The sequence below is a fragment of the Arthrobacter sp. NPDC092385 genome (assembly GCF_044755105.1).
Taxonomy (GTDB): domain Bacteria; phylum Actinomycetota; class Actinomycetes; order Actinomycetales; family Micrococcaceae; genus Arthrobacter_D.
The window spans coordinates 1-22,857 of the sequence record NZ_JBIVQL010000024.1 but is presented as its reverse complement, the minus strand read 5'-3'; the positions used below and the strand labels follow the sequence as shown (position 1 = coordinate 22,857).

Sequence of the window (22,857 nt, the reverse complement as noted above, 5' to 3'; positions counted from 1 at the left end):
CACACTATTGAGTTCTCAAACAACAGGAGCTACCGGCACCAAACACAACCAAACCGCTGTGTCCTCGCTCCGAAGCAACTTTACAAGCTTACCCGGCTGTTTCCGTTTCTCCAAATCAACCGGTTCCCACCCTTCCTCTGCCAGTTCCTGCCCATACGGACAAGAGCCATGCTTCGAATGTGTGGTTGTCGGCCGATCAGATGACTTCATCAGCGCGGATACTTACAGTAGCACCGCTCGTGCCGGAAAGTAAAACCACTGCGGACCCCCTCCCGGGAGGGGGTCCGCAGTGGTACCGGGCAGCTGATGATCAGGCAGCGGCCGGCTTCAGGTAGAGCACTCCCAGCGGGGGGACACGCACGTCGCCGAAAGCGGGCTGACCGTTGTGCGCACCCTCGTGCGCCGTGATTCGACCCGAGTTCCCGACGCCCGACCCGCCGAACTCCTCGGAATCCGTGTTGAGGACCTCGGTCCACTCCCCTGCCCATGGCAGGCCCACCCGGAAGCCCTCGTGCGGACCGCCTGCGAAGTTGGCGATGCAGACGAGCGGATTGCCCTGGTGGTCCCAACGGATGAACGAGAGCGTGTTGTGCTCGCCGTCGTTCTCATCGATCCACTGGAAGCCGGCGGGCTCGTTGTCCCGCGCGTACAGCGCGGGTGTCGCCTTGTAGATCGTGTTCAGTGACCTGACGAGCTGCTGCACCCCCTTGTGGGACGGTGTGTCGGTGAGCCACCAGTCGAGGCTGTGCTGCTCGGCCCACTCGGACTCCTGCGCGAACTCGGTACCCATGAAGATGAGCTGCTTGCCGGGGTGCGCCCACTGGAACGCGAGGTACGCCCGGACGTTGGCGAGCTGCTGCCATCGATCGCCCGGCATCTTGCGCAGGAGCGAACCCTTGCCGTGCACTACCTCGTCGTGGCTGATGGGGAGCATGAAGTTCTCGGTGTACGCGTACACCATGGAGAACGTCGCCTTGCCGTGGTGGTGGACGCGGTTGATCGGGTCCTCGGAGATGTACTCGAGGGTGTCGTGCATCCAGCCCATGTTCCACTTGATCCCGAACCCGAGGCCGCCGGCGCTCGTGGGCCTGGTGACGCCGTCGAACGCGGTGGACTCCTCGGCGACCATGACGATTCCCGGTGCCCGCTTGTAGGCGGTCGCATTGACCTCCTGCAGGAAGGAGATGGCCTCGAGGTTCTCCTGGCCGCCGAACTTGTTCGGCCGCCACTGGCCCTCCTCCCTCGAGTAATTCAGGTAGAGCATGGAGGCGACGGCGTCGACCCGCAGTCCGTCGATGTGGAACTCCTCGAGCCAGTACAGGGCGTTCGCGACAAGGAAGTTGCGGACCTCCCTGCGGCCGAAGTCGAAGATCAGGGTGCCCCAGTCCCGGTGCTCGCCGAGGAACGGGTCACCGTGCTCGTACAGCGTGCCGCCGTCGAAGTTCGCCAGGGCCCACGCGTCCTTCGGGAAATGGGCGGGGACCCAGTCCATGATGACGCCGATCCCGGCCTGGTGGAGCGTGTCGACCAGGTACCTGAAGTCGTCGGGTGAACCGAAGCGGGACGTCGGGGCGAAGTAGGACGTGACCTGGTAGCCCCAAGATCCGCCGAACGGGTGCTCGGCGACCGGCATCAGCTCGACGTGCGTGAAGCCCTGCCAGGAGACGTACTCCGCGAGCTGCTCGGCGAGCTCGCGGTAGTCGAGCCCCTGGCGCCAGGAACCGAGGTGCACCTCGTAGACGCTCATCGGGCCGTTGTGGGGATCGCCTGCCGCGCGGGCCTCCATCCACTCCTCGTCACCGAAGACGTAGGTCGACTCGACGACCTTCGACCCTGTGAGCGGCGGCACCTCGGTGCCACGCGCCATCGGGTCGGCCTTCTCGCGCCAGTGCCCATCGCTTCCGAGGATGCGGAACTTGTAGCACGTCCCGGCCCCCGCTCCGGGGATGAAGATCTCCCAGATGCCCGAGCTGCCGAGAGCGCGCATGGCATGAACGCTTCCGTCCCAGCCGTTGAAATCGCCCATCACCTGCACGGCCCGGGCGTTGGGGGCCCAGACAGCGAAGGAGACGCCCTCGATGTCGCCGAGTACCGACGAGTAGTGACGGACGTGGGCGCCGAGCGCGGTCCACAGCGTCTCGTGCCGGCCCTCCCCGATCAGGTGCATGTCGATCTCGCCCAGCGTCGGCAGGAACCGGTACGGGTCATCGACCGTCACCGGCTCGCCGTCGTAGGTCACTTCGAGCCGGTAGTCGGGTACGTGTCCGGGATTCTCCGCCGGCAGCGCACCGGCCCAGATGCCGTTGTGCTCGTGGCTCAGTTCGGTGCGGCCGGAACTGGTGACGACGACGACGGACCGGGCCAGTCGGCGCAGGGTCCGGACGGTCACGACGTCGTCGCTGCCCAGGTGCGCACCCAACACCGCATGGGGCTGGTGGTAGACGCCGTCCGAGACCTGCTGGAGGACGGACTGCTCCACCGCGACGGGGGTGAGGTCCGGTGCGACGTGATCGCCGGCCGGCGCGTCGTCGGCACCGCGACCCGTCCCCGAGCCGCCGCCGGAGGCCACGTCGGCGGCCTTCTCGGCCACCGCCGTCGTCGCGTTCTTCGCTTTGCCCGCCACTGCCTTCGCCGTCCCGGCGACTGCCTTGGCTGCCTTTGCTGCGAGGCTTTCCTCGCCTGCGCCTGCGCCCTCGTCCGGACCGGCGTTCTTCGGAGAATTCATGTCAGCTGCTTTCGTTTCGTCCGCACCGGGCTGTGCACCCAGGGCGCGTCGGACGTCCCGGACGGGCATTTCCACCCAGTCCGGCCTGTTGCGGATCTCGTAGACGACTTCGTACAGGGCCTTGTCGAGCCAGAGGGCGCGGAAGAGCGGCCCGTCGGTGTCCACAGGTGCTCCGGACTCCTGCGCGTAGCCCTCGAGGAAAGCCTCCCGAGCGGCGTCGGACCACTGTCGGGTCACGGCCGCCTCGGACGATCCGACCGGGGCGGCACCGCGGGAGGCTGCCGCGTACTCGAGCGAGCGGACCATTCCGACGACGTCGCGCACGGGCACGTCGGGAACGCTTCGCTCAGCCGTGGGTCGGAGGGGTTCGCCCTCGAAATCGATGATGAGCCACGTACCGTCGGGCGCCTGGAGCACCTGGCCGAGGTGGAGGTCGGCGTGGATCCGCTGCAGGGGCGGGATGTCCGCGAGGGTCTCGATGTCGGCGATGATGCGATCCACTTCGGCACCCAGGGCGCCGACGGCGTCGCCCGCTTCTTCCCAGGCCCACCGGATGCGCCGTACGAGCGCGTCCTTGAAGTCCCTCTCCTCGTCGTCGGTGGCCTTGCGGCTCCCGAAGGCGCCGTCGAGCTGCCGGTGGATCCTGGCGACGGCCCGGCCGAGACCCCTGGCCTCGGCCGTGAAGTCACCGGCGGTCGTCGCGGCGGATGACGCGGTGCGCCAGGCGTCGGTGCTCCCCTCGACGAAGTCGCGGAGCACGCTGACGTGGCCGGTCACGTGGTGGCCCGGCTCGCCATGGGCCTCCTGCCAGGTCCCCGTGACCCAGCCGAAGGTAGCGGGGGTGTCCGTCGACCCGCCCGCGGTGAGCTCTGCGCTGATCTGCACGTCGGGGCTCTCGCCGGCTGCCAGCACACGGAAGAACTTCACGATCATCGATCCCGCGCCGGAGCCGTAGACCACCGAGGTGTTCGACTGCTCGCCCTGCAGGACCTTGACGGGCTGGGCCACGCCCGGCTCCTGATGGGCCGGAGCCTTGATGACGACACCCGTGAGCCGCCCGTCGGGCGTCTTGCCGCCGCTGAGGATGAAGTCGACCCACAGCCTCACGAAGTCGGCGTCGTGGGTGGCGTCGTACGCCCACCGGGTACCGAGCTCGGGGTGTTCCACCTGGCCGATGAGTCCCGCTGCGGCGTCGTCGAGCGGTTCGCTGCGGTAGCTGATCGGCACGCTGACGACGTCGGTCCGCCGCCCCGAATCGACCGCCAGGAAGTGCACCTCGAAGCCTGCCGCGCCGGCCGGGTCCTCCAGCACCGTGCCGCCGACGACCGTCAGGTCCACCGACCGCTCCTTCGCCGGGAACCACCGCTGGGACGGAAGCCATTCGGTGAGGATCTCCGGGATGAAGGGTATGTGCGTCGCCATTATCTGACTACCTCCGAGAGGGGAATGACGGGCATCGCTTCGGTGTGCGGCGACGAGGTGTTGGAGTTCGCGGAGCGGACCCGCAGCCAGAAGAAGTCGTGGCTGCCGAGCGTCAGGGTGATCTCGCCGTCCTCCGCGAAGGCCGGGAAGATCGAGCCTCCGAACAGGTCGCGGAGCCCGCGCCCCGCGAACTCCGCGAGGCGCATCCTCGCGGCGACGGGGTGCTGCGACAGGTTGAAGACACAAAGCACCGACTCGGCGGGCTCGCCTTCGGCATTGGGCTCCTCGACCTCCCGGAGGAAGGCGAGCACGTGCTCGGACTCGACCGGGACGTTGCGGTAGGCGCCCAGCCCGAAGGCCGGGTGGGCCTTGCGGACCGCGAGCATCTGGCGGACCCAGTGGAGCAGCGAACTCGACGTGGCCATCTGCGCTTCGACGTTCACGTGGTTGTAGTGGTAGACGAGCGACTGGACGACCGGGAGGTACAGCTTGCCCGGGTCCACCGGGGAGAAGCCTGCGTTGCGGTCCGGGTTCCATTGCATCGGGGTCCGCGAGGCATCGCGGTCCTCGAGCCAGATGTTGTCCCCCATGCCGATCTCGTCCCCGTAGTACAGGAACGGGCTCCCGGGCAGGGACAGCAGGAGTGCGTGGATCAGTTCGACCTCCGCCCGCGAGTTGTCGAGCAGCGGGGACAGCCGACGGCGGATGCCGACGTTCGCTCGCATCCGGGGGTCCGGCGCGTACCACCCGAGCATCGCTTCCCGCTCCTCGCTCGTGACCATCTCGAGGGTGAGCTCGTCATGGTTGCGGAGGAACGTGCCCCACTGGGCGCCGGCCGGGATGTCCGGAGTCTCGTTCATGGTCTCGATGATGGGCGCGGCCTTCTGGTCGCGCAGCGCATAGAAGAGCCGCGGCATGATCGGGAAGTGGAAGGACATGTGGCACTCGGGCCCGTCCTCGTCACCGAAGTACTCGACGACCTCGTCCGGCATCTGGTTCGCCTCGGCGATGATGACGCGGCCGGGGTACTTCTCGTCCACCATCGCGCGGAGCCGCTTGAGGAATTCGTGGGTCTTCGGCAGGTTCTCGCAGTTGGTGCCCTCCTCCTCGAACAGGTAGGGGATGGCGTCGGCACGGAAGCCGTCGATGCCCTGGTCGAGCCAGAACCTCACGACGTCGAAGATGGCCTCCTGCACCTTGGGGTTCTCGAAGTTGAGGTCCGGCTGGTGGCTGAAGAACCGGTGCCAGAAGAACTGGCGGCGCACCGGATCGAACGTCCAGTTCGACTCCTCGGTGTCCACGAAGATGATGCGGGCGTCCTGGTACTTCTCGTCCGTGTCGCTCCACACGTAGAAGTCGCCGTACGGGCCTTCGGGATCCCTGCGGGACTCCTGGAACCAGTGGTGCTGGTCGGAGGTGTGGTTCATGGGCAGGTCGATGATGACCCTGACACCCCGGGCGTGCGCCTCGGCGACGAGCCGCTTGAAGTCACCGAGGGACCCGAACTCGTCGAGGACGTCGTAGTAGTCCGAGATGTCGTACCCGCCGTCGCGCAACGGCGACTTGAAGAAGGGCGGCAGCCACAGGCAGTCGACGCCGAGCCACTGGAGGTAGTCCAGCTTCTCGATCAGGCCCGAGAGGTCACCGGAGCCGTCCCCGTTCGCATCGGCGAATCCGCGGACCAGGGCCTCGTAGAAGACCGCCTTGCGGTACCAGTGGGGGTCGTGGGCCAGTCCAGGTGCGTTGAGCTGGAAGGGATTGGGCACTAGCGCTGCCTCCTGATTGAAAGAATGTGGGCGGGTTCCACGTGCGGGTCGAGCCGGACGTAATTATGCTCACCCCAGGCGAAGGTCTGTCCCGTGACGAGGTCGTCCACGAGGAACGTACCGTTCTCGTCGAGGTCGCCGGCATCGAGGCCCAGCTGTCCGAGGTCGAGCGACACAGTGCTCTCCCTGGTGCTGTGCGGATCCACATTGACGACGACGATCACCGTGTCCTTGCCCTCCGCCGTCTGCTTGTGCTTGGCGAACACCACGGTGGCCGGATCGGTGCTGGCGTGGACACTCAGGTTCTCGAGGTCCCCGAGCGCGGGGTGGGACCGGCGGATCGCGTTCAGCCGGGTGATGAAGGGTGCCAGGGACCGGCCTCCCGCCTCGGCGGCAGCATAGTCCCGCGGGCGGTACTGGAACTTCTCGTTGTCGATGTACTCCTCGGCTCCCGGCCTGGCCACGTGCTCGAACAGTTCGTAGCCGGAGTACACCCCCCACAGCGGACTGGCCATGGATGCGAGCACCGCGCGGATCTTGAAGGCGGCGGGCCCGCCGTACTGCAGGTACTCGGTGAGGATGTCCGGGGTGTTCACGAAGAAGTTGGGCCGGAAGTACGCCGGGGAGACCTTGCTGATCTCGGTGAAGTACTCCTCGAGCTCCGTCTTCGTGTTGCGCCACGTGAAATAGGAGTAGGACTGCTGGAATCCTGCCCGACCGAGGGCGTGCATCATCGGCGGCCGGGTGAAGGCCTCGGCGAGGAAGATGACGTCGGGGTGCTTCTTGTTCACCCGTGCGATCAGCCACTCCCAGAACTGCACCGGCTTGGTGTGCGGGTTGTCCACGCGGAAGATCTTCACGCCGTGCTGGACCCACATCAGGACGATCCGCAGGACCTCCTTCGACAGGCCCCTCGGATCGTTGTCGAAGTTGATGGGGTAGATGTCCTGGTACTTCTTCGGGGGGTTCTCCGCGTAGGCGATGGAGCCGTCGACGCGCGTGGTGAACCACTCCGGGTGGGTCTGGACCCAGGGGTGGTCCGGTGAAGCCTGCAGTGCGAGGTCCAGGGCCACTTCGAGGTTCAGTTCGGTGGCCCGCGCCACGAAGGCGTCGAAATCCTCGAACGTGCCGAGATCGGGGTGGATGGCGTCGTGTCCGCCGTCCTCGGAGCCGATGGCCCACGGCGACCCCGGGTCCCCCGGACCGGCGGTCAGCGTGTTGTTCGGGCCCTTGCGGTGCGTGCGGCCGATCGGGTGGATCGGAGGCAGGTATACGACGTCGAAGTTCATGGCCGCGACGGCATCGAGGCGCTTCGTGGCCTCCCGGAACGTGCCGGAAGTCCATTGGGCGGTCTCGGGATCGTAGGTGGCGCCCTCGGAGCGCGGGAAGAATTCGTACCAGGCTGCACGGCCGGCCAGCTCGCGCTCCACGTTGATCGGGTAGGCCTGCGAGGCGGTGACGAGGGAGCGGATCGGCTGGCGTGCGATCGCTTCATGGATCTGGGGCGACAGGCCGGCTGCGAGGCGGGCCTCGACGCTCTGGGACGGATCGGCCAGGGTATCCGCGGCCCGGCGGAACAGTGTCGCGTCGCGGCCGGTGCGCTCGCCTGCCGCCCGGGCGAAGAGCGCAGCGCCCTCCGCCAGCATCAGTTCGACGTCGACCCCGGCGGCGATCTTGATCGTCGCGTCGTGTTCCCAGGTGCCGAACACATCGGACCAGCCCTCGATCGTGAACGTGTGCAGACCCTTGGCACGAGGGGTGAGCGTTCCTGCCCAGCGGTCCAGCCCCGAGCCCACCGGCGTCATGCGGACGCGCTGCACCTCCTTGCCCCGTGGGTCGTAGAGGACTGCGGAGACGCCCAACTGGTCGTGGCCCTCCCTGAAGACGGTTGCGCCCACGGCGATGTCAGAGCCGGGAATCCCCTTCGCAGGGAAGCGTCCGTCCTCGATGACGGGACTGACCGCCGTGATGGGGATGCGGCCAAAGCGCAGTCCTTCGGGGTACTGGGCATTTCGGTTCTGCTCGGTAGGAGTGGTCACCCGTACGACGTTAGCGAGTAATGGGCCGAAATGCTAAGGGAGCTTCGCGTAGCGTCAGCGCCTGCTCCATATTACGCGGGCCAATTACGCAAGCGTTTACGCAGGAGCCTCCCCACCGCTGGGCAAGTGCGCTAGCGTAACCGAGGTGAAGGCTATCCGCAGATTTACCGTCCGAACCGTCCTCCCCGAGAACATCGCGCCGCTCGGCAAACTCGCGGGCAACCTGCGCTGGTCGTGGCACCTCCCGACCTCGCGCCTGTTCGAGGACATCGACCGTGCCGCCTGGGAGGAGAGCGGGCATGATCCGGTGTCCTTCCTCGGCTCCGTCACGCGGGAGAAGCTGCAGCAGCTCTCCGACGACGAGTCGCTGGTGCGGCGCATCCAGGAACTCGGCGCCGACCTCGAGAGTTACCTGACGGAACCGCGCTGGTACCAGGGGCTCGGTGACGACGCCCCCCGCAGCATCGCCTACTTCTCCCCGGAGTACGGCATCAGTGCCGTCCTCCCGCAGTACTCCGGCGGCCTCGGCATCCTGGCCGGCGACCACCTGAAGTCGGCGTCCGACCTCGGCGTCCCCCTCATCGGCGTCGGCCTGCTCTACCAGGCCGGCTACTTCAAGCAGTCCCTCTCCCGTGACGCCTGGCAGCAGGAGACCTACCCCGTCCTCGATCCCGACGGCCTGCCGCTGACGCTGCTGCGTGAGCAGGACGGCTCCGCCGCCAAGGTGGTGCTTCCCCTGCCCAACGGACGGCAGCTGTCCGCGCACATCTGGCGTGCCGACGTCGGCCGCGTCCCCCTGCTGCTCCTGGACTCCAACGTCGCCGAGAACGACGACGCCGCACGCAACGTCACGGACCGCCTCTACGGCGGTGGCGGGGACCAGCGCCTCCAGCAGGAACTGCTGCTCGGTATGGGCGGCGTCAAGGCACTGCGCATCTTCGAGCGCCTCACCGGGACACCCGCTCCCGAGGTGTTCCACACGAACGAGGGCCACGCCGGCTTCCTCGGGATCGAGCGCATCCGCGAGCTCATGGATCCGTCCAACGAGTCGCCGATGAGCTGGGAGGAAGCCCTCACCGCCGGCCGCGCATCGACGGTGTTCACCACGCACACCCCCGTGCCGGCCGGGATCGACCGCTTCGACCGCTCCCAGATCGAGCACTTCTTCCATGCGGGTCTCGCTCCTGCCGTTCCCACGGACCGTGTCCTGGCCCTCGGCGCCGAGAACTACGTGGACGGCGACTCCACGAAGTTCAACATGGCCGTCATGGGCCTGCGGCTCGCGCAGCGCGCCAACGGCGTGGCCAAGCTCCACGGCGAGGTCTCACGCGGCATGTTCTCCGGCCTCTGGCCGGGATTCGACTCCCGTGAAGTGCCCATCACGTCCGTGACGAACGGCGTGCACGTACCGAGCTGGGTCGATCCCGAGATCGCCGACTTCGCCCGTGCCAACTTCGGCGCGGAGTCGATCCTCGATCCGCAGTGGAACAAGGTCTACGACGTACCGGACACGGACATCTGGGCGCTGCGCCGCAGTCTCCGCTCGAACCTGGTCGACGACGTGCGCCAGCGCCTGCGCGCCTCCTGGAAGAAGCGGGGTGCCGCGGACGCAGAGCTCACCTGGACGGACTCCGTGCTGGACCCGGACGTCCTCACCATCGGTTTCGCCCGCCGCGTGCCCACCTACAAGCGGCTCACGCTCATGCTCCGCAACCCGGCCCGCCTCAAGGCGCTGCTCCTGCACCCGGAGCACCCGATCCAGCTGGTGATCGCCGGCAAGTCCCACCCGGCGGACGAGCAGGGCAAGCGCATGATCCAGGACCTGGTCCGCTTCACCGACGATCCCGAGGTCCGCCACCGGATCGTCTTCCTGCCGAACTACGACATCGCCATGGCCCGCACGCTCTTCCCGGGCTGCGACGTCTGGCTGAACAACCCGCTGCGCCCGCTCGAGGCCTGCGGTACCTCCGGCATGAAGGCCGCCATCAACGGTGGCCTCAACCTGTCCGTCCTCGACGGCTGGTGGGACGAGATGTACGACGGCGACAACGGCTGGGCGATCCCGACCGCCAACAACGGCGCCTCGGCGGACGAGCGCGACGACATCGAGGCGGCCGCACTCTACGACCTCCTCGAGACCCAGGTGGGGCCGCGCTTCTACTCGCTGCTGCCCGCCGAGGGTGCCGGCGCCGCCGGGCCGTCCGAGCCGTCGCGGGACGGCGTCCCGCACCAGTGGATCGCCATGATCAAGCACACGATGGCCACCCTGGGCCCGGCCGTCTCGGCCGAGCGCATGCTGCAGGACTACGTCGAAAAGCTGTACCGGCCGGCCTGGCGTGCAGGTCAGGAGGCCTCCGCCGACTCCTTCTCGCTCGCGAAGCGGACCGCTGCCTGGCGCTCGCGCGTCCAGGGCAACTGGCCCGCGGTCCAGGTGGAACATGTGGACTCCACCGGCGTCTCCGAGAATCCGCAGATCGGCGACTCGCTGACGGTCAACGCCTACGTCTCGCTCGGCGGCCTGGACCCGGAGGACGTCGCGGTAGAGGTGGCCTACGGCCGCGCCCTGGAGAGCGACGAACTGAGCGACGTCACCGTCGAGGACCTCGCCGTCTCCGAGAACCTCGGCAGCGGGCGCTACCTCTTCACCGGCGGTATCCGGATCGACCACTCAGGGTCCTTCGGCTACACGGTGCGCGTGCTCCCGAAGCACACCACCCTGGCGACGAAGGCCGAGCTGGGGCTCGTCGTCAACGCCTGATCGTCCAGCTCCACACCCTATGAGGAAAGCCCGGGACCGATGCGGTCCCGGGCTTTCTCATTCCGCTGTCCGTCGGATCAGCAGCGGTAGATGCGGACCGAGTCGGCTGCGACGGTATCGGCCTCACCGGAGCGCAGGCGCGCTTCACCGGACAGGGGTGCACGGGCCGCGGAGTCGAACGTCGGGCTGAACCACCGCGGCTGCTCACCCTCGATGCCCTGTCCCTGCAGGATCCAGGCCGACGGCAGGTGGATCCGGGCGTCCTGCAGCGCACCGTTGACCACGACGAGCCCGTTGAGAGTTCCGCCCGTGGACCCGAGGAGCAGCTGGACCGTCCTGGTGCGCGGGTCCTCCCACTCGTGCGCCGTCATCGGCAGGCCTGCCGCGCTGAACCACAGGAGGGTGGACTGGTCGCCGCGCGACGGGAAGGTGGACGGCTGCCCGGCCAGGAAGTCCCTGCGGATGGACAACAGTGTGCGGGTGGCGTCCAGCATCCGCCGGGACGAGGCGTCGTCGGGCCAGTGCACCCAGGCGAGTTCGTTGTCCTGGCAGTACGCGTTGTTGTTGCCGTTCTGCGTCCGACCGAGCTCGTCGCCCGCCGTCAGCATCGGCACACCGAGCGAGATGAGCAGCGAGGCCATGAGGTTGCGCGCGCTCTGCTCACGGGCCGCGAGGATTCCCTCGTCCTCCGTCCGGCCCTCGGCGCCGTGGTTGTAGCTGCGGTTGTCGTTGTGCCCGTCGCGGTTGCCTTCCCCGTTGGCCTCGTTGTGCTTGCGCTCGTAGGCCGTCAGGTCGGCGAGCGTGAATCCGTCGTGCGCCGTGACCAGGTTGACCGAGGCCAGCGGGCTGCGGCCGGACGCCGCGAAGGTCTCGGCCGAGCCCGCGAGGCAGCCGGCCAGTCGGGCAGGCGAGGAGCCCGTGCCTCCCCCTGCGATCGAGGCGAGGTCGCGCAGCCAGAAATCCCGCACCGTGTCCCGGAAGCCGTCGTTCCAGTCCGCCCAGCCCACCGGGAACTGCCCGGTCTGCCAGCCGCCCGCTCCGATGTCCCAGGGCTCGGCGATGAGCTTGGTCCCGCGCAGGGCCTTGGAGGCACCGGCGGCGACCAGGAAGGGGTGCCGCGGCGTGAACGCGTTGCGCTCGTCGCGTGCGAGGGTGACGGCGAGGTCGAACCGGAAGCCGTCGATCTGGCACTCCTCCACCCAGTAGCGCAGCGAGTCGAGTGCGAACTCCACGATCCGTGGCTGGGAGAAGTCCAGGCTGTTGCCGCAGCCCGTCGTCTCGACGTACCGGCCGGCGTCGTCGTGCCGGTAGTAGTCGAGGTCGCCCAGTCCGCGCCAGCACAGTGCGGGGCGGTGCTGCTCGCCCTCGGCGGTGTGGTTGTAGACGACGTCGAGGATGACCTCGAGGCCGGCCTCGTGGAGAGCACGGACCATGCCCTTGAACTCGTCGAGCACCGCACCCGGGCCCGCCGCGCGTGCAGCTGCGGTGGCGTACTCGGTGTGGGCCGAGAAGAAGCCGAGCGTGTTGTAGCCCCAGTAGTTGCTGAGGCCGAGCGGCTCCAGGTGGGGCTCGTCGATATGGAAGTGGATCGGCAGGAGCTCGACGGCGGTCACCCCGAGGTCGCGCAGATAGGAGACCATCGTGGGATGGCCCAGGCCCGCGTACGTGCCGCGGAGCTCCTCGGGCACGCCGGGGTGCAGTTTGGTGAGGCCCTTGACGTGGGCTTCGTAGATGACGGTCTCCCGCCAGGGGGTGCGGGGGCGCTCGCTCGCCCCCCAGTCGAAGGCGTGCTCGAGGAACACGGAATAGTAGGAGAGGATGGCCGGCTCGTCCGTCCCGGACCCCGTCTCGATCGCCTCCACCGCGCGCGCGTACGGGTCGAGGAGCAACTGCGCCTCGCCGATGGTCCCCGGCAGGTCCTGGCCGGTGGGCCAGAACGCGTAGAGCGCACCGGGTGCCACCGGGCCCACGACGCCGTGGTGGACGCCGCCGTCGAGCCCCACCAGGGTCTCCGACGTCCAGGTGCCGTCGGCGCGACGCCAGTGGACGTCCATCGAGGCGACTGCCGGTGCCCACACCGCGGCGTTGGCATGCGCGTCCTGGCCCCATGCTCCCTTGATGGAGTGGAGTCCGAGCGGGAACTCGCGGGAGGCTCGCGGCAGCGGTGCGGGGTTCACCATGCGGGGATCAGACCGAGCGCTGGCGGGAGATCTCGTACAGCGTGATTCCCACCGCCATGGACGCGTTGAGCGACTCCATCGCGGAGTCGATGGGGATGGAGACGATCTGGTCGCAGTTCTCGCGGACCAGCCGGGACAGGCCCTTGCCCTCGGAACCGACGACGATGCAGATGGGGTCCTTGCTGAGGGACAGCTCGGGCAGCGAGACGTCGCCGTCGCCGTCGAGCCCGAGGACGAAGATGCCCTTCTGCTTGAAGGACTTCAGCGCGGAGTTGAGGTTGCCGACCCGGGCCACCGGGACACGGACGGCAGCACCTGCGCTGGTCTTCCAGGCCGACGCCGTCACTCCGACGGAGCGGCGCTCGGGCACGATGACCCCGTGGCTGCTGAACGCGGACGCCGAGCGGATGATCGCTCCCAGGTTCCGGGGGTCGGTGATGCCGTCGAGCGCCACGAAGAGCGGGGCGTTGCCGATGTGGCCGCGGCGGTAGCGCTCGATCGTCTCGTCCACGAGATCGAGCGCGTCGGCGTACTCGTAGGGCGGGATCTGCAGCATGAGCCCCTGGTGCACGGCACCGTCCGTCATGCGGTCCAGCTCCGGCTTCCCGGTCTCCATGACGGGGATGCCGCGCTCGGCGGCCATCTTCAGCGATTCGCGGACGCGGTCGTCCATCTCGACGCGGATGGCGACGTGGAGCGCCTTGGCAGGAATGCCCGCACGGAGGGCCTCGACGACCGAGTTACGGCCCGTGACGACCTCTTCGGCGGCCTTGCCCTTGGTGCGGCCGGTACCGGCACCCTTGCCTTCACGCTTGGCGGCGGAGCGCTCGGCCAGCTCCTTGGTCTTGTAGGCCTTGTGGTACGGGCGGTCCTCCGCCTTGGGAGTGGGGCCCTTGCCCTCGAGCGACTTGCGTCCGTGTCCGCCGGTGCCGATGGTGGGGCCCTTTTTCGTTTTGCGAACCGCGCCTGGACGTCCGTGACTGGCCATGGGAGAACACCTTTATATAGAAGAAGAATCGCCTCCAGTTTACGCGGCGCCGGTGCAGTGCCCCGGCACCCTCCCTCCGGAGGGCGTGTGGAGGTGTCCGCACGCCGCCCTCGCCGGGTAGCCTAGCTCCCCGACACCGACCAGGTGACGCCGTCGGCCGAATCCTCCAGGGTGATGCCGGCGGCAGCCAGGGCATCGCGGATGGCATCGGCCCGGGCCCAGTTCCGTGCCTCCCGGGCCTCACTGCGTTCGGCGATCCGGTCCCCGACGAGGGCCGCGAGGGCTTTCGCCGCGGAGGAATCCTCCGCGGAGGCGCCCGGCTGTCCGGCATCGTCGAGACCGAGGACGGCTGTCATGGCGACGACGGCGGCCAGGGTTGCCCGCGTGGCGTCGTCGTCCCCTGCTGCGAGGGCCGTATTGCCGCTGCGCACGCTCGTGTGGAGCACGGCGAGGGCCTGCGGCACGTTGAGGTCGTCATCCATCGCCTCGGCGAACGCCGCCGGCAGGTCCTCCGCCCTGACGGCGCCGCGGGTGGCCGCTCCCACGCGTCCGGAGGCCTTCGCGATGAACCCGTCGATGCGGGCGACAGCAGCGGCTGCTTCCTGCAGCGAGGTCTCGCGGTAGTCGAGCACGGAGCGGTAGTGGGCCTGGCCGAGGTAGTACCGGACCACGCGGGGTCCGGCGGCGTCGATCATCTCCTGGGGGCTCACGGTGTTGCCGAGCGACTTGGACATCTTCTCGCCGCCGTACGTCACCATGCCGTTGTGCATCCAGAAGCGCGCGAATGCGTGGCCGGCGGCCTGCGACTGCGCCATCTCGTTCTCGTGGTGCGGGAAACGCAGATCCAGGCCTCCGCCGTGAATGTCGAACTCGGTGCCGAGGTACCGGGTGACCATGCTCGAGCATTCGAGGTGCCACCCGGGCCGGCCGGCACCCCACGGGCTGTGCCAGGACGCCGTCGGCGGATCAGTGTCCTTCGAGCCCTTCCACAGTGCGAAGTCGCGCGGATCCTTCTTGCCGCGGGGATCGGCGTCGGGTGCGGCCTGCATGTCGTCGATGTCCTGCCGCGTGAGGCTGCCGTAGGCGGGCCAGGACCGGACGTCGAAGTAGACATCACCGGAGCCGTCCGGTGCAGGATAGGCGTGGCCGCGGTCGATCAGGAGCTGGATGAGGGCGTGCATCTCCGGGATGTGCCCGGTGGCGCGCGGCTCGTAGGTCGGAGGCCGGACGCCGAGGGCGGCGTAGGCGCGGGAGAACTCCTGTTCGAAGCGGTAGGCGAGGGCCCACCACGGCTCCTCGGGTATGACGCTCGGGTCCTCATCGGCGGCGCCTTCGCGGAACGAGTCGGAGGATTTTGCGAGGATCTTGTCGTCGATGTCCGTCACGTTGCGGACCACCGTGACGCGCAGGCCGCGCGCCTCGAGCCACCGGGTCAGCTGGTCGAAGGCGATCGCCGAGCGTACATGGCCGACGTGCGGCATGCCCTGGACGGTGGCACCACAGTAGTAGAGGCTCGCCCTGCCCTGCTGGAGGGGTTCGAAGGGGCGCACCTCGGCGCGGGCGGTGTCATAGAATCGCAGGCTCACCGGTCCAGATTACCCGGCAGGCGGCCTCAGGCCTCCGGCGCGGCGGACGGTGCGCGCGAACCGGGACGCACGACGACGGCGGTCGCGATGGCCGCGATGCCCTCGCCCCTTCCGGTCAGGCCCAGCCCGTCGGTGGTCGTGGCCGAGATGCTGACCGGCGCCTGCGCGGCGTCGGACAGGACAGCCTCCGCCTCGGCCCGGCGCGGACCGAACTTCGGCCGATTGCCGATCAGCTGGACCGCGATGTTGCCGATGTCGAACCCGGCCTCACGGACGATACCCGCTGCCGCCGAGAGCAGGGTGTGCCCGGAAGCGCCGGCGTACTCCGGGCGATCCGTGCCGAAGTGCGTCCCGAGGTCGCCGATGCCGGATGCGGAGAAGAGGGCATCGGCTGCCGCATGCGCGACGACGTCGCCGTCCGAATGCCCCGACAGCCCCCTCTCCCCCTCCCACAGCAGGCCCGCGAGCCACAGCGCGGCCGGGGTGTCTTCAGGCGCGTACGCATGGACGTCCACGCCGATGCCGGTTCGGGGAAGGTGGCTGTGCTCGCTGAGGTACACGGTGCTCCTGCTGTCGGGTTCGGGTATGGCTCGGTGTCGGTGCGGATACCGCTCGGGATCAGGTGGTCGGGGATACCCCGAGGACGGGCGCCTGGGCCAGCACTGCCTCCGCGATGACGAGGTCCAGCGGCGTGGTGACCTTGAAGGCGAGGGCGTCCCCCTCGACGACGTGCACGGCGCGCCCATGCACCTCCATGAGCCGGGCGTCGTCCGTGACGGCGGGATCCTCCGCATGGCTGCTCGCATGCACCGCACGCAGCGCGTCGGCGTCGAAGCCCTGCGGCGTCTGTACCGCGCGCAGCGAGGCCCTGTCCGGCGTCGCCGTCACGACATCGCCCACCACCACCTTGACCGTGTCCACGACCGGGAGCACCGGGACGACGGCCGGCGCGCCCGCCGCCACGGCGGCGGCCACCCGCTGGAACACCGCGGGCGGTGTGAGCGCCCGGGCGGCATCATGGACCAGGACGACGGCGACCGACGGCGGGAGGGCATCGAGGCCCGCGCGGACCGAGGCCGTCCTCGTCGCGCCGCCGGTGACCTCCATGATCTCCACCACCGCTCCCGCGGCATCCTCCGCAGTGTGCGCGGCCGCCTGGGCGGCTGCGCGCGCGACGACGGAGGACAGCACGGCGTCCCCTGCCGGAAGGACCACGACGACGGCCGTGGCGACGCCCGACGCGAGGACGGCATCGAGCGAGTGTTCGAGGAGGGTGCGGCCGCCGCAGAGGACGCGGGCCTTCGGAATGCCCTGTCCGAGGCGCTGCCCCGATCCCGCGGCCACCACGACGACGCCGACCCCGGCTCGGGACGAATGCTGCGAATTCTTGTCGGACACTCCGTCACCCTATGACAGGGCAACAAAAAAGAGGGACCCGAAGGTCCCTCTCCCATGTCTGTCGGTCTCCTAGGAGGCGAGGACCTCGTCGAGAACGCTTGCCGCCTTCTCTTCGTCGGTCTTCTCCGCCAGCGCGAGTTCGGAGATGAGGATCTGCCGCGCTTTCGCGAGCATCCTCTTCTCGCCGGCCGACAGTCCGCGGTCGTGGTCGCGGCGCCAGAGGTCGCGAACGACCTCGGCCACCTTGATCACGTCACCCGAAGCGAGCTTCTCGAGGTTCGCCTTGTAGCGGCGCGACCAGTTGGTGGGCTCTTCCGTGAATTCGGCTCGCAGGACGTCGAACACGTGCTCGAGGCCTTCCTTGCCCACCACGTCGCGGACCCCTACGAGGTCAACGTTCTCTGCTGGTACTTCTATCGTCAGATCACCCTGTGCCACCTTGAGCTTGAGATACATCTTCTCTTCGCCCTTGATGACGCGCATCTTGATCTCTTCGATCTTCGCTGCGCCGTGGTGAGGGTAAACAACTGTTTCGCCGACCTCAAAAACCATGTGGACTTTCCCCTTTCCCGGGAATCAGTTTATCACGGCAACGACACGCCGACCCCGCGTTTTCGCAGGTCAGGCGGCGGGAACAAGCGGAAAGAACTATGATTCGCCCCTTGACGAGCGGTGCGTTTAGTGCTTCCGCACCCTTGGACGCACTGAAACCGACACCACGGTTTGGGCACGTAGCCGATAGTCTGTTGGGTAGGTCCGCCCCGGATTACCCACTTGTCCCACCTGTTGAACCCCAGGAGTTTGTGCTGTGAATTGTGCACCGAAGAACCGCGCGCAGCAGGCCGTTGCTGCCGGCGCCGTGTTGCTGATGCTGGGCGTCTCCGGCTGCAGCTTCACCGTGGATCAGTCGACCACCGCTCCGTACGCCGCCTCGGACGGCATCGTGAAGGACCTCGGGCCGGTACTGCTGCGCAACATCCTGATCGTCGGCCGCGACGACGAGACCGCCGGCCGTCTCGTGGGCACCGTGTTCAACACGAGCGACGACCCCGTGGACCTCTCCATCCGCGCCGGGGGCGCCTCCACGAGCGTCACGATCGAGGGACAGGGCGAGTTCAGGTTCGAGGACGAGACCGAGGACGATGGGACCCTCGAAGGCCTCGAGGATGCGCCGGGCTCCCTGATCGACGTCGATTTCGAGGTCGAGGGCGAGGACGCGACCTTCGAGGTGCCGGTACTCGACGGGACGCTCGAGGAATACCGCGAGTTCGTGCCCGGTGGCTACACGCCGCGGCCGAGCGAGCCCGCAGCCACCGAGGAAGCCGCCGAGGCCGCGGGCCACTAGCTGCAACGGAGACTGCCCGCCGGCGAGGACCCTCATCCTCGCCGGCGGGCAGTTGCCCGTCGTGCTCCCCCGGCCTACGGCTCGTACTTGTAGCCGAGGCCGCGCACGGTGATGAGGTAGCGCGGGTTCGAGGGATCGGGCTCGACCTTCCCGCGGAGCCGCTTCACATGGACATCGAGTGTCTTGGTGTCCCCCACATAGTCCGAGCCCCACACGCGGTCGATCAACTGCCCGCGGGTCAGCACCCGCCCGGAGTTCCGGAGCAGCATCTCGAGCAGCTCGAACTCCTTCAGCGGCAGCGCCACCTGTTCGCCGTCGACGCTCACCACGTGCCGTTCGATGTCCATCCGGACCGGCCCGGCCTGGATGGTGTTCGAGATCAGTTCCTCCGGTTCGCCCTGGCGGCGGAGTACCGCTCGCACGCGGGCCACCAGCTCGCGCGACGAGTACGGCTTGGTGACGTAGTCGTCGGCACCGAGTTCCAGGCCCACCACCTTGTCGATCTCGGCGTCCTTCGCGGTCAGCATGATGACCGGGACGCTGGAGCGCTGCCGCAGCTGCCGGCAGACCTCGGTGCCGGAGAGGCCCGGCAGCTGGAGGTCCAGCAGCACCAGGTCCGCTCCCGAGCGGTCGAACTCGGTGACGGCGTCGAGGCCGTTGTCCACGACGGACACCTCGAAGCCTTCCTTGCCGAGGAGATAGGACAACGGGTCGCTGAACGACTCCTCGTCCTCGACGATCAGAATTCGGCTCAAGCCTTGACTCCCTGCTCATGGACAGCGGTGCTGCCCTTCTTCACTGACTTCTTGTCGGCACTGTGCATCGCGCCCCCACCGGCGGCGAGGGCGGCCGAACCGTCGGCGGCGTCGTCGTCCGCGGTCCCCTCCATCTCCGGGAGGCGGACGGTGAACGTGCTGCCCTGGCCGGCCTGCGACCATACCGTGACCTCACCGCCGTGGTTCGACACCACGTGCTTGACGATGCTGAGGCCGAGTCCGGTACCGCCGGTCTGCCGGGAGCGGGCGGCGTCGATCCGGTAGAACCGCTCGAAGATGCGTTCCTGCTCCTCGGGCGTGATGCCTGCCCCCTGGTCCGTCACCGAGATCTGCACGAGGCCGTCCCGCGACCGCACTCCTACGCCCACCCGCGTGCCTTCCGGCGAGTAGCGGATGGCGTTGTCGATCAGGTTGCGGAACGCGGTCATGAGGAGGTCGCGATCGCCGTAGACCGGGGTGGAGACGGACCCGCCGACCACGATGTCGATCTGCTTGCTCTCCGCGGGCAGCTTGTTGCGATCCACCGCTTCGGCGATCACCGAGTTGATGTCCACCGCCTTGCCGCGACGGACGACGTCGGCGCCCTGCAGGCGGGAGAGTTCGATGATGTCCTGCACGAGGGCGGAGAGGCGGCCGGATTCCTTGTGCATGCGCTGGGCGAAACGCCGCACGGCCACCTCGTCCTCGGCGGCGTCGTCGATGGCCTCGGCGAGGAGGGAGATGGCGCCCACCGGCGTCTTGAGTTCGTGCGACACGTTCGCCACGAAGTCGTTCCGGATCTCCTCGCTCCGCGTGATCTCCGTGCGGTCGTCCGCGAGGATCAGGATGTACTCGGCGCCGAGGGCCGCGACGCGGACCTGCACCACGATGGTGCCCTGCCCGAGCGGCCCACGCGGGAGCTCGAGCTGCTGCTGCTCGATCACGCCGTCCCGCCGGACACGGGCCGTGAGATCGAGCAGTTCGGAGTGGACCACGGTGTGCCCTCGCACGAGCCCGAAAGCGTAGGCGGCCGGACTCGCGCGGACCACGCCGTCGATCGCGTCCACGATGACGTAGGCCCGCCCGATGATGGAGAGGACCTCCGCCGCGCCGTCGGGCAGCGAGGGTTCGTCCTCGTAGAGGAGGCGGAGCCGCTGGGCCTCGCTCGCACGGAAAGCCGCCATGCCGCTCACGCCGAGGGTCAGGCCTACCAGCCCGGCCACGAGCGTCAGGAGAAGGGGGTCCACGGACATAGCTTATGCTCTGCGATTTCCGACCCCGGCCCATCCGGTGGCAATAGGTAAGGGGTTCAACTAACGTTCACATAAAGCGGGGAAACAGTTCACCGCTGGCTGGAAGGCTCGTCGGCAGAACTGTGACAACCGTTGATTCGAAACTTCCAGGGAAGGACGCCCACGTGCGCAAGGTTTTTCAGGCCGAGCTACACCAGATCGGCGAGGAGCTGATCGAGATCTCGCAGCTGGTGTCCGAGGCCATCCAGAAGGCCAACAGCGCTTTCCAGGGTGCCGACACCGAGCTCGCGCAGGAGGTCATCGCCGCCGACGCGCGCATCGACTTCCTTCAGAACAGCCTCGACGAGCGGGCGATCGACATCCTCGCCCTGCAGGGACCCGTGGCCTCCGACCTCCGCATGATCGTGGGTGCGCTGCGGATGAGCGCATCCCTCGAGCGGATGGGGGACCTGGCCCGCCACGTCGCGCAGCTCGCGCGCCTGCGCTTCCCCGCGAACGTCATCCCGGAGAGCATCAGGCCGACCTTCGACGAGCTGGCCGAACTCGACGTGCAGATCGCGGCCAAGGTCACGGAGCTCCTGGAGACGCGGAACCTCGAACTGAGCAACGAGATCAATGCGGCCAATGCCCGCGTGAACGAACTGCACGCCGGCGTCTTCAAGGCGGTTGCTGCGGAGGACTGGAACGAGAGCGCGCCGACGACCGTCGATGTCACCCTCGCGAGCCGCTACTACGAGCGCTTCGCCGACCACGGCGTCTCCGTCGCCCGGAAGGTCGCCTACCTCGTCACGGGCGAGTGGCAGCCCAGCGCACCGCTGAGCTGACGTTCTCCGTCGGGAGCGACGGAACAGGTTCGAACAGGCTCGACGGCAGTCCGCTGGGGGGACCGCCGTCGAGCCTGTTCGTCTCGCGGGGGCTAGTGCTTGCCCTGGTTCGCGACAGCTTCGATCGCGGCGGCCGCGGCGTCGGCGTCGAGGTAGGTACCACCGGCCTTCACCGGCTTGAGGTCCTCGTCAAGCTCGTACACCAGCGGGATACCGGTGGGGATGTTCAGTGCTGCGATGTCCCTGTCGCTGATGCCGTCGAGGTGCTTGACGAGGGCTCGGAGCGAGTTGCCGTGGGCCGCGATGAGGACGGTCTTGCCGGCCCTGATGTCCACCGTGATGTCTGACTCCCAGTACGGCAGGAAGCGGTCGAGGACGTCCTTGAGGCATTCGGTGCGCGGGACGTCGTCGCCGAGGTCCGCGTACCGCGGATCGTTGACCTGCGAGTACTCGCTGGCGTCGTCGAGCGCGGGCGGCGGGGTGTCGTAGGACCGCCGCCACTCCATGAACTGCTTCTCGCCGTACTCCGCGAGGGTCTGCGCCTTGTCCTTGCCCTGCAGCGCACCGTAATGGCGCTCGTTCAGGCGCCAGTTGCGCTTGACGTCGATCCAGCTGCGGTCGGCGGCCTCGAGGGCGAGGTTGGCGGTGATGATCGCGCGCTTCTGGCGTGACGTGTAGACGATGTCGGGAAGGATCCCGGCCTCCGTCAGGAGGTGCCCGCCGCGCGTTGCTTCCTCGCGGCCCTTCTCGGTGAGGGCGACGTCCACCCAGCCGGTGAAGAGGTTCTTCTCGTTCCATTCGCTCTGCCCATGGCGCAGCAGGATCAGTGTGTAGGTCATGGTCCTAGTCTGCCGTATCGGGATGCGCCGGTCATGCCGGAGGCGTCCTGTTCCGCCAGTGTTAAGCGGGTGTCCTAGGCTGGACGGATGCCCCCGCGTTCCCGCTCCCCGAAGCCCCTCGGGACCATCACGCGTGGCACCACGAACCCGAATCGCCTGCGCCGGGTGGACCGCTGGCTGACCGGCCCGCAGGGGTACCGCCTCCGCCGTGCGTCCGACCCTCTCGTGGTCGATCTCGGGTACGGAGCGGCGCCGGTCACCGCCGTCGAGCTGTTCACGCGCCTGCGGTCGGTGCGCGACGACGCCGAGCTGGTCGGGATAGAGATCGACCCGGCGCGCGTGGCAGCGGCAGAACCCCTGGCGCGGCCCGGCCTCAGCTTCCGGCAGGGCGGTTTCGAACTCCCGCTGGACGGCAGGAAGCCCGTGATGGTGCGGGCTTTCAACGTGCTGCGACAGTACGGCGAAGACGAGTACGGGATGTTCTGGGACGAGGTCCGTGCACGCCTGGCGCCCGGCGGGCTGTTCGTGGACGGGACGTGTGACGAGATCGGCCGCAGGTCCACGTGGGCCGCCATCGACGCGACCGGCCCGGTGTCGCTGAGCATCTCCCTGCGGTTCGGGGCGTTCACCCTCCCCTCCGACGTCGCGGAGCGGCTCCCCAAGGCGCTCATCCACCGCAACGTCGAGGGCGAACGGGTGCACGGCTACCTGCGGGCGCTGGACCGGGCGTGGCTCGAGGCCGCAGCTCAGGCGTCGTTCGGCAACCAGCAGCGCTGGACGGCGATGTGCGCGGCACTGAAGACGGATGGCTGGCCGATCCTGGACGGAACATCACGCTGGCGGCTCGGTGAGGTCAGCGTGGCGTGGGACGCCGTGCGGCCGAGCTAGGTGTACTGAGACAGGACGTTGGTTGCAGGGTGAAAGGGTGAAGACCTCTTAGGTTGGTGGTTACCACACACGCCAACGACTAAGAGGTCTT

The 22,857-nt window shown here is 68.2% G+C and carries 16 protein-coding genes; 4 read left to right on the top strand and 12 right to left on the bottom strand.

Going from position 1 to position 22,857, the window contains the following annotated elements; all coding sequences use genetic code 11:
• Window positions 1-310 precede the first annotated feature (310 nt).
• The 3 genes from glgB to ACIQCY_RS17510 are packed head-to-tail and all read right to left on the bottom strand — an operon-like array spanning window position 311 to window position 7,952.
• Window positions 311-4,147, bottom strand: a complete 3,837-nt coding sequence (gene glgB, locus ACIQCY_RS17520; RefSeq protein ID WP_400485125.1) for a 1,4-alpha-glucan branching protein GlgB — start codon at window positions 4,145-4,147, stop codon at window positions 311-313.
• Window positions 4,147-5,913, bottom strand: coding sequence for a maltose alpha-D-glucosyltransferase (gene treS / locus ACIQCY_RS17515; RefSeq protein ID WP_400485124.1), 1,767 nt, complete (start codon window positions 5,911-5,913; stop codon window positions 4,147-4,149). Before treS ends, glgB begins: the two co-directional genes overlap by 1 nt.
• A complete protein-coding gene (locus ACIQCY_RS17510) occupies window positions 5,913-7,952 on the bottom strand; it encodes an alpha-1,4-glucan--maltose-1-phosphate maltosyltransferase (protein ID WP_400485123.1) in 2,040 nt (679 codons plus the stop codon). The genes treS and ACIQCY_RS17510 overlap by 1 nt, the downstream gene beginning before the upstream one ends.
• A gap of 145 nt (window positions 7,953-8,097) precedes the next feature.
• On the opposite strand from ACIQCY_RS17510, the gene glgP reads away from it, so the two are divergent.
• Window positions 8,098-10,710 (top strand): alpha-glucan family phosphorylase, encoded by a 2,613-nt coding sequence (gene glgP / locus ACIQCY_RS17505; RefSeq protein ID WP_400485122.1) that lies wholly within the window; start codon window positions 8,098-8,100, stop codon window positions 10,708-10,710.
• 77 nt (window positions 10,711-10,787) lie between these two features.
• Here glgP and glgX read toward each other — a convergent pair whose 3' ends face one another.
• The 6 genes from glgX to ACIQCY_RS17475 form a co-directional block, all read right to left on the bottom strand.
• Window positions 10,788-12,890: a glycogen debranching protein GlgX gene (gene glgX / locus ACIQCY_RS17500; RefSeq protein WP_400485121.1), complete on the bottom strand. Its 2,103-nt coding sequence runs from the start codon at window positions 12,888-12,890 to the stop codon at window positions 10,788-10,790.
• Between the two features lie 7 nt (window positions 12,891-12,897).
• Complete coding sequence (gene rlmB / locus ACIQCY_RS17495) at window positions 12,898-13,878, bottom strand: 23S rRNA (guanosine(2251)-2'-O)-methyltransferase RlmB (protein ID WP_400485120.1); 981 nt, start codon at window positions 13,876-13,878, stop codon at window positions 12,898-12,900.
• Window positions 13,879-14,000: 122 nt separating this feature from the next.
• The gene (gene cysS / locus ACIQCY_RS17490) at window positions 14,001-15,464 is read right to left on the bottom strand and encodes a cysteine--tRNA ligase (RefSeq protein ID WP_400485119.1); all 1,464 of its coding nucleotides are present in this window, start codon (window positions 15,462-15,464) and stop codon (window positions 14,001-14,003) included.
• Between the two features lie 26 nt (window positions 15,465-15,490).
• Window positions 15,491-16,024, bottom strand: a complete 534-nt coding sequence (ispF, locus tag ACIQCY_RS17485) for a 2-C-methyl-D-erythritol 2,4-cyclodiphosphate synthase (protein ID WP_400485118.1) — start codon at window positions 16,022-16,024, stop codon at window positions 15,491-15,493.
• A 58-nt stretch (window positions 16,025-16,082) separates the two neighbouring features.
• A complete protein-coding gene (ispD, locus tag ACIQCY_RS17480) occupies window positions 16,083-16,862 on the bottom strand; it encodes a 2-C-methyl-D-erythritol 4-phosphate cytidylyltransferase (protein WP_400485117.1) in 780 nt (259 codons plus the stop codon).
• A 69-nt stretch (window positions 16,863-16,931) separates the two neighbouring features.
• A complete protein-coding gene (locus tag ACIQCY_RS17475; RefSeq protein ID WP_028280415.1) occupies window positions 16,932-17,414 on the bottom strand; it encodes a CarD family transcriptional regulator in 483 nt (160 codons plus the stop codon).
• 256 nt (window positions 17,415-17,670) lie between these two features.
• Here ACIQCY_RS17475 and ACIQCY_RS17470 point away from each other — a divergent pair, with 256 nt between their 5' ends.
• The gene (locus ACIQCY_RS17470; protein ID WP_400485116.1) at window positions 17,671-18,207 is read left to right on the top strand and encodes a hypothetical protein; all 537 of its coding nucleotides are present in this window, start codon (window positions 17,671-17,673) and stop codon (window positions 18,205-18,207) included.
• Between the two features lie 74 nt (window positions 18,208-18,281).
• On the opposite strand, the gene ACIQCY_RS17465 is transcribed toward ACIQCY_RS17470, so the two are convergent.
• Together ACIQCY_RS17465 and ACIQCY_RS17460 are read right to left on the bottom strand one after the other, a co-directional pair.
• Entirely contained in the window at window positions 18,282-18,962 is a 681-nt protein-coding gene (locus tag ACIQCY_RS17465; protein ID WP_400485115.1) for a response regulator, read from the bottom strand.
• A complete protein-coding gene (locus tag ACIQCY_RS17460; RefSeq protein ID WP_400485114.1) occupies window positions 18,959-20,215 on the bottom strand; it encodes a sensor histidine kinase in 1,257 nt (418 codons plus the stop codon). The genes ACIQCY_RS17465 and ACIQCY_RS17460 overlap by 4 nt, the downstream gene beginning before the upstream one ends.
• A gap of 164 nt (window positions 20,216-20,379) precedes the next feature.
• Here ACIQCY_RS17460 and phoU point away from each other — a divergent pair, with 164 nt between their 5' ends.
• The gene (phoU, locus tag ACIQCY_RS17455; RefSeq protein ID WP_400485113.1) at window positions 20,380-21,039 is read left to right on the top strand and encodes a phosphate signaling complex protein PhoU; all 660 of its coding nucleotides are present in this window, start codon (window positions 20,380-20,382) and stop codon (window positions 21,037-21,039) included.
• Window positions 21,040-21,131: 92 nt separating this feature from the next.
• Here phoU and ACIQCY_RS17450 read toward each other — a convergent pair whose 3' ends face one another.
• Window positions 21,132-21,878, bottom strand: a complete 747-nt coding sequence (locus tag ACIQCY_RS17450; RefSeq protein WP_400485112.1) for a phosphoglyceromutase — start codon at window positions 21,876-21,878, stop codon at window positions 21,132-21,134.
• Window positions 21,879-21,965: 87 nt separating this feature from the next.
• On the opposite strand from ACIQCY_RS17450, the gene ACIQCY_RS17445 reads away from it, so the two are divergent.
• Window positions 21,966-22,766, top strand: a complete 801-nt coding sequence (locus ACIQCY_RS17445; protein ID WP_400485111.1) for a class I SAM-dependent methyltransferase — start codon at window positions 21,966-21,968, stop codon at window positions 22,764-22,766.
• Window positions 22,767-22,857 lie beyond the last annotated feature (91 nt).

Excerpts from the sequence above, each read along its gene's own strand:
- glgB (WP_400485125.1), bottom strand. The coding sequence starts at position 4,147 with ATGGCGACGCACATACCCTTCATCCCGGAGATCCTCACCGAATGGCTT.
- glgX (WP_400485121.1), bottom strand. The coding sequence starts at position 12,890 with ATGGTGAACCCCGCACCGCTGCCGCGAGCCTCCCGCGAGTTCCCGCTC.
- rlmB (WP_400485120.1), bottom strand. The coding sequence starts at position 13,878 with ATGGCCAGTCACGGACGTCCAGGCGCGGTTCGCAAAACGAAAAAGGGC.
- ACIQCY_RS17475 (WP_028280415.1), bottom strand. The coding sequence starts at position 17,414 with ATGGTTTTTGAGGTCGGCGAAACAGTTGTTTACCCTCACCACGGCGCA.
- ACIQCY_RS17460 (WP_400485114.1), bottom strand. The coding sequence starts at position 20,215 with ATGTCCGTGGACCCCCTTCTCCTGACGCTCGTGGCCGGGCTGGTAGGC.
- ACIQCY_RS17450 (WP_400485112.1), bottom strand. The coding sequence starts at position 21,878 with ATGACCTACACACTGATCCTGCTGCGCCATGGGCAGAGCGAATGGAAC.
- ACIQCY_RS17445 (WP_400485111.1), top strand. The coding sequence starts at position 21,966 with ATGCCCCCGCGTTCCCGCTCCCCGAAGCCCCTCGGGACCATCACGCGT.